4 protein-coding genes and 1 pseudogene are annotated in these 10949 nt (G+C 71.0%); 2 read left to right on the top strand and 3 right to left on the bottom strand.

The window, feature by feature from the left end; translation table 11 throughout:
* A pseudogene (locus E8A74_RS50875) lies at positions 1-619 on the bottom strand (hypothetical protein); the annotation flags it as partial.
* Positions 620-1104: 485 nt separating this feature from the next.
* Here E8A74_RS50875 and E8A74_RS50880 point away from each other — a divergent pair.
* Entirely contained in the window at positions 1105-3066 is a 1962-nt protein-coding gene (locus E8A74_RS50880) for a serine/threonine-protein kinase (protein WP_136936454.1), read from the top strand.
* A gap of 94 nt (positions 3067-3160) precedes the next feature.
* Here E8A74_RS50880 and E8A74_RS50885 read toward each other — a convergent pair whose 3' ends face one another.
* Positions 3161-5899, bottom strand: coding sequence for an RCC1 domain-containing protein (locus E8A74_RS50885; protein ID WP_136936455.1), 2739 nt, complete (start codon positions 5897-5899; stop codon positions 3161-3163).
* A 388-nt stretch (positions 5900-6287) separates the two neighbouring features.
* On the opposite strand from E8A74_RS50885, the gene E8A74_RS50890 reads away from it, so the two are divergent.
* Positions 6288-8918, top strand: a complete 2631-nt coding sequence (locus E8A74_RS50890) for an ATP-binding protein (RefSeq protein ID WP_136936456.1) — start codon at positions 6288-6290, stop codon at positions 8916-8918.
* Between the two features lie 17 nt (positions 8919-8935).
* Here E8A74_RS50890 and E8A74_RS50895 read toward each other — a convergent pair.
* The coding region (locus E8A74_RS50895; protein ID WP_170230013.1) for a tetratricopeptide repeat protein at positions 8936-10949 on the bottom strand (2014 nt) is incomplete at its 5' end.

Below are 10949 nucleotides of genomic sequence, written 5' to 3' on the forward strand. Positions count from 1 at the left end.
TGCCGCCCATACCCCCGCCGCTGCCGCCGCTCCCCCCGCTGTTGCCGCCGCTCCCCCCGCCGGTCGGCTGACACGTCTCGTCCGTGTCCTCCCCCTTGCACGCCTGCTCGTTCACCAGGGAGTCGACACACAATCCCTTGGCGATGCAGGTCGATTCGGGATCGCAGATTTCACCGATACACTCCCCGCGCATCTTGACCGGCAGTTCGAGGGGCGTCGACGGGATGAAACGCAGGCGCCTGCGGGCGACGATGCAGCCAAGCCCCGGCGCCGGCGTTTGTTCCGGGTCGTTCAAGCAGCTCTCGGCCGTGAGCCCGACACCCGTGACCACCTTGATGGCGATCGCCTCGTTCTTGGCGTCCTTCGGCAAGAGCACGATCGCCCCGATGCGCCCCCCGTTGCACTCACCAGCCACGGCGCCCGGATCCCGGATCTTGTCGGCGGACTGCGCCTCGTTGCTCACCACGATGGCCGTGCTGTCGATCCGAGAGCAATCCAGATCGGTCACGATCTCCAGCGTGATCTGCGTGGGTTCGAGACACCCCGCGAACGCCCCCACGACCAAAACCGAGAGGGCCGCCAGGATCGGACGACGGCGCTTCCCCTTCCCCTTGCGCATGGCGCGATTGGACATCCGCGCCCGAAACGCGTCAAGCTGAGAAACCCGTACGCAGAAAAACGTGGAGAAGCGCGTTCCTCACGGACCGAGCGCCGGAAACTCGCGCCGTAAATCCTGCTCCAGCTTACCCCCAGGCGCGAGCTTGCGGAGCCGCGCGAATGCCCCGAGGCCCGCTGTGCGCCGCCCGCTCCGCCGCCCGGATCGCATTCGTGTCGAGCGGCTCGTACCGCGGAAACGCCTCGATCGCGTTGCCGACCAAGCGAACTGCGCTGCGGGTTCGGCGGGCACCCCCGCTTCTTCGTCGGCCTGTTTGAAAACCTGCGCATCGCGCAGGTTTTCAACCCTGGGTCCAGCGCCTCGCTGGTCCGGGGTCGAGGGGGCGGACAGCCCCCCGCGGGGACCGGGGCGGAGCCCCGGGGGGCGGCGCGGCGCTTCCTGGAGGACGGTGCTTGACCGCTTTTGCGGTTTCAGCTTGCTTTGAATCCATGAAGCGTCCTCGGACCTCCGAGCCCGATCTCTTCGACGACTCCGTGGAAGAGCCGGCGAAGGCCCCGGAGGAAGAGGGGCGCACCTCGGTGCCGCCGCCTGCGCGGATCTTCTCCGTGCCCCCGCCCGTCGATCCTGCCGGAGGCGAGGGCTTCGGCGTCGAGCCGCTCGATCGTTACGTGGAGCGACGACAGCTCGGCCGCGGCGCGATGGGCGAGGTCGCGCTCTGCAAAGACAGCCGCATCGGCCGCGACGTCGCGCGCAAGGTGATCCTGCCGATCTACCAGTCCGATCCGCAGGTCCGCGCGCGCTTCCTGCGGGAAGCGCGGGTCCAAGGTCAACTCGAGCACCCCTCGATCGTCCCCGTCTACGACCTCGGCGTCGACATCGAGGGATCGATTTACTTCACGATGAAATGCCTGCGGGGCCTGACGCTCGCGCAGATCGTGAAGGGCCTGCGCAAAAAAGACCCGGCGATCGTCGAGGCCTACAGCCGTCAAAAGCTGCTCCGCGCGTTCTCCGCGGCCTGCCTCGCCGTGGACTTCGCCCATTCCCGCGGCGTGCTCCACCGGGACCTCAAACCCTCGAACGTGATGCTCGGCGATTTCGGCGAGGTCTACATCCTCGACTGGGGCCTCGCGAAGCTCCGCAAGGACGCCCCCGAGGTCGCGCTCTCGCTCGACGATTCCTCGGACGACCTGAAGACGGCCGCTGGAAAGATCCTCGGGACGTTCGGGTACATGTCGCCCGAGCAGGCGATGGGGAAGGTCACCACGCTCGACGCGCGCAGCGATGTCTACTCGCTCGGCGCGATCCTGTTCGAGATCCTGACGCTCGACGCTTTGCACATGAAGGATACCTGGAACGCGATGATGCTCGCGACGCTCCAGGGCGTCGACGGGAGCGCAAGGGCCCGCGCCCCGACGCTCGACCTGCCCCCGGAGCTCGACGCCATCTGCATCAAAGCCACCGCGCTCGATCCGGACGCGCGGTACGCCTCGGCGCGCGATCTCCACGACGTGATCGAGCGGTTCCTCGCCGGCGACACGGACGTCTCGGTGCGCCGCGAGATGTCGAGCCGCCACGCCCACGCCGCCGAGGCCGCCGCGCGCCGCGCCGACGTACCTGGCCCCGAGGCCGCCGAGGCCCGGCGCGAGGCGATGCAGGAGGTCGGCCGCGCCCTCGCGCTCGACCCGACGAACCGCGACGCGCTCCGCCTCCTCGCCCGCATCATCACCACGCCGCCGAGCGAGATCGTGCCCGACGCGCGGGTGGAAGTGCGCGCGCGGGGCTTCGGCCGGCTGCGGCTCGCCTTGCGGGACGGCGTGCGCTTCGATGTGGGGAACCTGATCCTCTTGATTCCGCTCGCCCTCTGGATGGGCGTGCGGAGCACGGCGCACCTGCTCGCGATCGTGGGCCTCTCGGCGATCTCGGCGGCGCTGAAGCTCCTCGCGGCGCAGTCCGAGGAGGTGCGCCGGCTCTACGTCTTCAGTTATGGCGCCTTTCTGTTCAACATCCTCGCGCTCGGCTTCGTGACGCGCGCGTTCGGCCCGCTCTTCTTCGTGCCGATGCTGCTGTCGATCTTCACGTTCTCGTTCTCGATGACGCACTCGGGCCGGTTCCGCGCGGCGATCCTCGCGACGGGCTCCCTCGGCTTGCTCGTGCCGCTCGGCCTCGAGCTGCTCGGGATCATTCCGCGCTCGTACATGTTCCAGAACGGGACGATGGTGATCCTGCCGCAAGGCGTGTCGCTGCCCGAGGTGCCGACGCTCGTGGCACTGACGCTCGGGAGCGTGTTCCTGATCGTGGCGCCGAGCGTGGTCATGGGGCGCGTGCAGCTCGCGCTGCGCGAGGCCGAGATGCGCTCGGCGATGCAGGCGTGGCACCTGCGCCAGCTCCTGCCGGACGAGGCGAGCTCGGCGACGCCGCCGCCGCCGCCGGTGTCGCCGCTCGGGGGCTGATTCTTCGAGGACAAACGTCCCGCGGAAAGGTGGATTCGGGGAGGAGGGGCGCGCGGGCCCGGGAGCGGGCCGCGCGCCGATCGCGGATGTGGGGTCAGTGAATCGGCGTCGGGAGGCTTCGGGCCGTGGTGGTGCCGTCCCCGAGCTGCCCGTATTCATTGAGGCCCCACCCGAGGACGCGGCCGTCCGCCGTCTCCGCGAAGCTCGTGAAGATCCCCGTCTTCACGATGCCCGGGAGGCCACCCGCGGGAAGGCCCTGGACGGCCGTCGGCGCCGGCTTGCCGGAGGTGGTCCCGTCTCCGAGCTCGCCATGGCCGTTGTACCCCCAGCAAAGCGTCTTCTTCGCCTGGGTCAGGGCGCAGGTGTGGTACCCGCCGCCCGCGATGCCCAGAACACCCGTGCTCAGGCCGACCACCGGCACATACGTCAAGGACTGGCCACCGGGCGCCGGGTTGCCGAGCTGGCCATTGCCATTGTACCCCCAGCAGTTGACCCCGCCCATCTTGGTGAGGGCGCAGGTGTGCAACCCACCCGCCGCAATGCTTCCGATGCCGCTCAATCCAAGGACGTCGACGGGGGTGACGCGTGTCGTCGTACTGTTGTCACCGAGCTGGCCATTGCCGTTGTACCCCCAGCACTTCACCGTCCCCGCGGCGGTGACGGCGCACGCGTGCGCGCCCGTGCCATCCTGCGAACCGCTCGACCGCCCGACGGCGATCGCCGTGACGCCGGAGCTCAGGCCATCGACCACCCCGGGGACGATGGCGCTGTTGGTCGTCCCGTTCCCGAGCTGGCCATAGCCATTGTAGCCCCAGCACGCGACCGCCCCCGCGCTGGTCAGCGCGCACGTGAACAGGAACCCGGACTGGACGTCGACGACATCGGTGAGGCCCTGGACGTCGACCGGGGTGAGGCTGTTCTGGTTCGTGTTGTTTCCGAGCTCGCCGTTGGCGTTGTACCCCCAGCATTGTACCTTGCCATTGGTGAGCGCCGCGCAGGTGCTGAGCGAACCCGCCGCGACCTTGGTTGCCGGTCCCCCCAGGCCGAGGACGGTGACCGGCGACGTGCGGCCGGTCTGCGTGCCGTCCCCGAGCTGGCCATGGCTATTGTACCCCCAGCACATGACGGCACCGCTCTCGGTGATCCCGCAGGTGTGATGGGAGCCCGCCGAGATGTTCTTCAGGGTGAGGCACGTATTGCCATTGTTGATCGTCGCATAGCCCGGCTGGCACGTGAAGCCACACGCGCCGAAGGTGCACGACGTGGCGCTCCCGTTGGGCGGCGGCGCGCAGCTCTGGCCGCAGGCGCCGCAGTTGTTCGGATCGTCGTCGATATGCGTGCAAAAGGCCGAATCGCCGACGCCGCACGTGTCATACCCCGTCTGGCACGCGCCGCCGCACGTCCCATTCGAGCAGACCTCGCCCGCCGCGCACGTGTTCCCGCAGCTCCCGCAGTTCTGCGGATCCACCGACACGTCGACGCAGAGCTTGGTGGCGCCCACGGTGCACGTGGACGTGCCCAACGTGCAGGCGCTCGCGCAGAGGCCGCCCGCGCAGACCTCGCCCGCCGCGCACGCAAAGCCGCAGCTCCCGCAGTTCTTGGCGTCGTTCTGGAGGTTCGTGCATTGACCGCCGCAGAGCGTGCCGTTGATGCCACTGCAGGCAGCCGCGCAGACGCCTTGCGAGCAGCCCTCGCCCACCGGGCAGGCATGTCCGCACGCGCCGCAGTTCTGCGGGTCGTTCGGGAGCTCTGCGCAATACGCGCCGGCGCCGGCCCCGCAGGTCGTGTACCCGGACGCGCACGTCGCGGCGCACTGTTCGCCCGAGCAAACCTGCATGTCCGCGCAGGCGTTCCCGCAAGCGCCGCAGTTCTGCTTGTCGTTGTCCGTGTTCACGCAGAGCCCTTGGCAGCTCGTATCGGAGGACCCGCTGCAATGCGGCGCGCAGCTCCCGTTCGAGCAGAGCTGGCCCGCGGGGCAAACGACGCCGCAAGCGCCGCAGTTCTGCGGGTCGTCATGCACGTCGGCGCAATGCGTGCTCGCCCCCGATCCGCACGTCGCCTCGCTCGCCGCGCACGTCGCGGCGCACGCGCCTCCCGAGCACACCTGGCCGGCGGCGCACGCGTTGCCACAAGCGCCGCAGTTGAGGTTGTCGGAGGCCGTGTCCACGCAGCCGCCGCCGCAGAGGGTGGACGTCTTGCCCGTGCAGGTCGCCGCGCATTGCCCGCCGGAGCAGACCTGGCCCGTGGGGCACACGAAGCCACAACCGCCGCAGTTCTGCGGATCGAGGCTGATCGTCGCGCAGTATTGGTTCATCCCGACGCTGCAGGTGGTTTGCCCCGGGCCGCAGCCGGCCGCCTGGCAAACGCCGCCTTGGCAGGCGCTCCCCGCCGGGCAGGCCTGGTCGCACGCGCCGCAGTTCGCCGGATCGACCGAGGTGTCCTTGCAGGCCTCCCCGCATTGCGTGGTTCCGCCCAGGCAAACGACGCCGCAGACGCCCGTCGAGCAAAGCTCGCCGGCCGGGCAGGCCTGGCCGCACGCGCCGCAGTTCTTCGGATCGAGCGCCGTATCGACGCAGGTGCCGTCACAGTCGGTCGTGCCGCTGCCACACACCGAACCCCCGGTCGACGACGTGCCGCCCATCCCGCCGCCGCCCGCGCCGCCCATCCCGCCCGCGCCGCCCATTCCACCGCCGCCCGAGCCCACGGTCGTCGCCGGGCTGCCGCCCGCGCCCCCCGCCGTCGCCGACTCGCTATCCCCGCAGCCCATCAAGGCGAACGCCGAGGCGCTCCACAACACCACGGTCGCCACGCGACCACCTATCCCGAAGTTCATGACGTCTCCTTCATTTCGTGGATGAGCAACGCGCACGCAGCAAAGCGGGGCCCGTCGTTCCAATCGTCCACGATTGTGCCGGCTACCGTTCGTAACCGAATCAGGCGCGCCGATGCATAAGATGTCGATAATCTCTCGATAAGATGGCCCCGCGATTTCGTGCGCGTCGGCGCCGCTCCCCATCGACGTGCGGCCCCTCACTCGACGCAAAGGCGCACGTCGTCGACACCCCCCTGGTCGTCCCCTACAGTCCTGGGCTACGATCGTGCGAAACGCGCCGCGCTCGTCCCCATCGCCGCGGACCAACGTAAAAGCTCGCTCGACGCGGTTCATCGGACGGGAGCCCGAGCTCGCAGCCCTCCACGCCCGCCTCTCCACCGAGGTCCTCGTGAGCGTCCTCGGCGCGCCGGGCGTGGGCAAGACGCGCCTCGCCCACGAGTACGCGCTCCGGCGCGCCGAAGCCTATCCAGGCGGCGCGTGGAGTTGCGATTTAACCAACGCCTCCGGCGTCGATGGCCTCTGCGGGGCGCTCGGCGCGACCCTGGACGTCCCCCTCACCGCGGGCCACAGCGCGGGCATGCTCGCGCAGCTCGCCGACGCGATCGCCGCGCGCGGCCGGGTGCTCGTGATCCTCGACAACTTCGAGCACCTCGTCGTCCACGCCCAGGCGACGCTCCCGGTCCTGCACGAGCGCGCGCCGGACGCACGCTTCCTCGTCACCTCACGGACACGAACCGATGTCGAGGGCGAGGCCATCCTCGAGCTCGGTCCGCTGCCTCTCCCCCAGGGGAGCGCCGACGTCGCCGACTCCGAAGCGGTCCGCCTCTTCGTCGATCGCGCCGGGCTCGTCGCGCACGGCTACGCCCTCACGACGGACGAAGCGCCCCGCGCGGCCGCGCTCGTGCGCGAGCTCGATGGCCTGCCGCTGGCGCTCGAGCTCGCCGCCGCGCGTATGCGCGTCTTCTCCACGGCCACGCTGCTCGACCACCTGCGCCGCCGCTTCGACGTGCTTGTGCGTGGGGCGTCGAGCGGCGGGCCGCGGCACGGCTCGCTGCGCGACGCGATCGACGCGTCGTGGAGGGCGCTCGACCCCTGGGAGCAAGCCGTCTTCGCGCACTGCGCCGTCTTTCGCGGCAGCTTCGATCTCTACGCGGCCGAACGGGTCATCGACCTCGGCGAGGGCGCCCCGCGCGTGGCCGACGTGCTCCAGTCGCTCCGGGATCGATCGCTGCTCGCGCGCGAGGCGCCGCGCGAGGGCCCCGACGACGCGCGCTTCACGCTCTACCTCAGCATCCGTGACTACGCGTGGGACCGGCTGCGCGAGCGAGGCGCAGAAGACGCCGCCGTCGCGCGGCACGCGGCCTACTACGAGGAGCAGGCGAGCCTCTGGGCCACGAAGGCCGACGGGCCGGAGGGCGTCGAGGCCCGGCGCTGGCTCCTGGCCGAGCGGGAGAACCTGCTCGCGGTGCACCGCCGCGCGTTCGAGCGCCTCGGGCCGGCGCGCGCCGAGGACGTGCGCACGGCGGCGCGCGTCGCGCTCGCGCTCCAGCCGGCGCTCACGGTGCACGGGCCGCTCCGCCTGGCCGCGGCCCTGCACGACGCGGTCCTCGGCGCCTCGGGCGCGGCCGGGCTCGACGCCGACCTCCGCGCGCGGGCGCTCGCCGCGCGCGCCGAGGTGCACCGGCTGATGGGAGATTATCCGCGCGCCCTCGCCGATGCAGAGGAGGTGAGCGCCCTCTCGACCCAAACCCGCGACCACGACGCGCTCGTGCGAGCGCGCTTCACCAGGACACTCGTCCACCTCTTTCAAGGTCGTCTCGCCGAGGCCCATGCAGCACTCGAACGCGCGCGCGGGCTCATCCTGCCCGACGATCGCCGCCTCCAGGGGCGCGCCCTGAGCGTGCTCGGCGTGATCCGGGTCTTCGAGGGCGCGCAGGACGAAGCGCGGGATTCGTTCCTGAAGGCGCTGCCCCTCCACCGCGAGGCGGGCGACATCCATTTCGAGGGAATGGCGGAGGGCAACCTCTGCATCACGCAGATCCATTTCGGGCGCCTCGAAGAAGCGCGCGAGCACGGCGAGCGCGCGGTCGCCCTTCACCGCGCCCTCGGCAACCGGCGGAACCTGGCCAATTGCTTCAGCAGCCTGGCGTCGATCGCCGACGAGCTCGGCCGCTCGGACGAAGCGGAGGCCTACTGGGAACAATCGATCCGCATCGCGGGCGAGATCGGCGATCGCTACACGCTCGGCGTGGTCCTCGGGCACCAAGGGAGCCACCTCTTCATGGCGCAGCGGTTGAGCGAGGCGCGGGAGAGCTGCAAGCGCGCGCTCGTCAGCCTGCGCGATCAGCACTCGATGGAGGTCGCCATCCACGCGTGGCTCGGCAGCGTCGAGGCGACGGCCGGGCGGCTCGACGCCGCGCGCGAGGCGTTCGCCGAAGCAGAGCGCCCGAGCTGGGCGCGGGAGCGGCCCACGAACGCCGCGGTCATCCACTACCTGCGCGGGCACCTCGACCTCGCGCTCGCCCGCGAAGCCACGGCCGGCGGTGATCTCGCGGGAGCAGAGCAGCACCTCGCCGCCGCGAAGCGACGGCTCGCGGCGGCAACCCTCGCCCCGCCGCGCCTCGAAGTGACCCGCGCGCGCCGCTCGCTCGAACACGCGCTCCTTGCGCAGGGACGGCCGTCCGAGGACACGGCGCTGCTCGTCCATCCCGAAGGGGAATGGTTCCGCCTGCCCTCGGGCAGGCGTGTGGATTGCTTGCGCCGGCGCCTGCTCGGGCGTCTCCTCGTCGCCTTGACGGAGCAGCGCCTCGAACGCCCCGGCGCGCCGATGTCGGTGAAGGATCTCGTGGCGAAGGGATGGCCGAACGAGCGCATCCTGTCCGGCGCGGCGGTCGCGCGCCTTCGGGTCGCGCTGAGCAGCTTGCGCAAGGAGGGGCTCGGCGCGCTCCTCCTGAACCACCCCAAGGGGTACTTGCTCGACCCGAACACCCCCGCGCGGTTCGCCCCGCGCGGCGAATGATCCGCGCCGCGGGCGAGTTACTCCTGCCCGATCGCGATCCCGAGCATCTGGCGCACCGCGAGGTAACTCTCCGACACCGAGTACGCGAGCAGATCCTTCAGTTTGTCCGAGGGAAGCGGATCGTCCGGGAGCGTCGGCTCCGCGGCGATGAGCTTCTTCGCCACGCCGAGATCGCCGCACAGGATGAACCCCGCGCGCGTGGCCGTGAGCTCGACGGCGCGGAAGTACCGGCCGATGTCCGCCTCCTCCCGCTCCGAGATGAACTTCCGCACCACGACGCGGAGCCCGTCCTGCTCGCGGGGACCCATGAACGAGCGCAACGCCTTCGCCGTCGCCTCGGCGCGCGTGTCCACGTCGCGCGGCGTGTTCGCGTCGGGCATCACCATCTTCACGGCCGCGTGGAAGATGACCCGGAGCTCCTCCGCGCTCGGGAAGAGCTGCTTGATGTAGTGCTCGCCGCGGTACATCGCGAGGTGTTTGCCCGCGACGAACGCGAGCTCCTCCTGGGACAAACCTCCGAGCAACGTCTGCCCCACGACCGACGCGGGCGGCTCCGTCGGCACCGCGACGATGCCGCCGGGCACGTCGCTGCGCACGAAGAGCGCCGGGCACGTGACGCCGATGACGCGCGACGCCCAGCCCATCGTCCGCACGAAGGGCACGCTCGACGTCGTCGGGTCTTGCCGCAGGAAGGGATCGAGCGCGAGCAGCTCCTTGCGTTGCCGGAGCGCCTCCACCTTCGCCTTCATCGCAGCACGCGCGAGCATCTCGAAGATCTTCCCGACGAGCAGGCTCTGGTCCTCGTGGAACACGTGGCGCGCCCAGAGGTCGCTGTCGAAGCGGCTCTTCACCTGGATGCGGCCGTCGGGGCGGTAGTCCTGGAAGTAGGTCACCTGCTCCTCGTCCGCCTCGCGCAAGAACGCGAGCGCGGCCGCCGCGCACCACGCCGGATCGTAGGCGCCGCGATCCACGCTGAGCCGGTAGATCGCCCGGTAGGCGTCGACCTGCCCGGGATCGACGCGCAGCACGGACTGGTACGAGGCGATCGCGTCGTCGACCTGCCCGATGTGCGCGCAGAGCTCGGCGATCGTGAGGTGATCGGCGATGGCCTCCTCGCGCGTGGCGTTGCGCAGGGCCATGCGGAAGGCCTCGACGGCGGCGCCGGGGTTGTCGAAGAGGTCGCGGTAGATCTCGGCGAGCTTGAACCACAGCCGGTGCTTGAGCGAGGTGTCCTCGGTGCCCGCGTGCCGGTGCAGCATCTTGCGGTAGGCGCGCTCGATCTTCTTCCAGTCGGCGCGGCCCTCGTGGATCGCCACGACCTGATCGAAGGCCTCGACGAGGCTCGGGTTCTTGTCGAGCGCCTCGTCGAGCAGCTCGAGCGCGCGATCCGTCTGGTCGAGACGATCCACGTGGACGAGCGCGAGCTGGTAGAGGTAGCGCGCTTTGCGCTCGGCCGTGGGCTCGGCGGCTTCGAGCTTGCGGAACACGTCGCAGAGCTCGGCCCACTTGCCGTCGAGCTCGAGCTGCATCGCTTGCTCTTGCAAGCGCGCGCGCTCCTTCGGCGGCATCGGCGGCGCCGCGGCCTTGGGCGGAGGCTCGCGCCGCATGGGGATGGGCGGAGGCCCGGCGGGCTTGCGCGGCGGCGCCTGCGGCGGCGTCTGCGGCGGCTTCGGCGGCAGGACGGGCTTCGTCGGCCGCTGGCTCGGGCGCGAGGGGTCGTTCGGCGTGGGCCCCGAGTCCGAGAGCTTCGGCCCCGAGTCCGTCAGCTTCGCCGCGGAGTCCGTCAGCACCTGCGCGGAATCCGTCAGCGCGGGCGCGGACTCCGTCAGCGCAGAGTCCGTCAGCACCGGCGCGGGGTCGGAGAGCACCGGCGCAGAGTCGACCAGCGACACCAGCGCGGAGTCGAGCAGCGAGGGGCCCTCCGCAGCGGCCGCGGGCGCGGGGGTCGCCGCCACGGCCGCAGGCGCGGGGGTCGCCGCCACGGGCGCGGGCGCAGGCGTCGCCGCCACGGGCGCGGGCGCAGGCGTGGGC

The sequence above is a fragment of the Polyangium fumosum genome, from assembly GCF_005144585.1.
In the GTDB taxonomy this organism is placed as follows: domain Bacteria; phylum Myxococcota_A; class Polyangia; order Polyangiales; family Polyangiaceae; genus Polyangium; species Polyangium fumosum.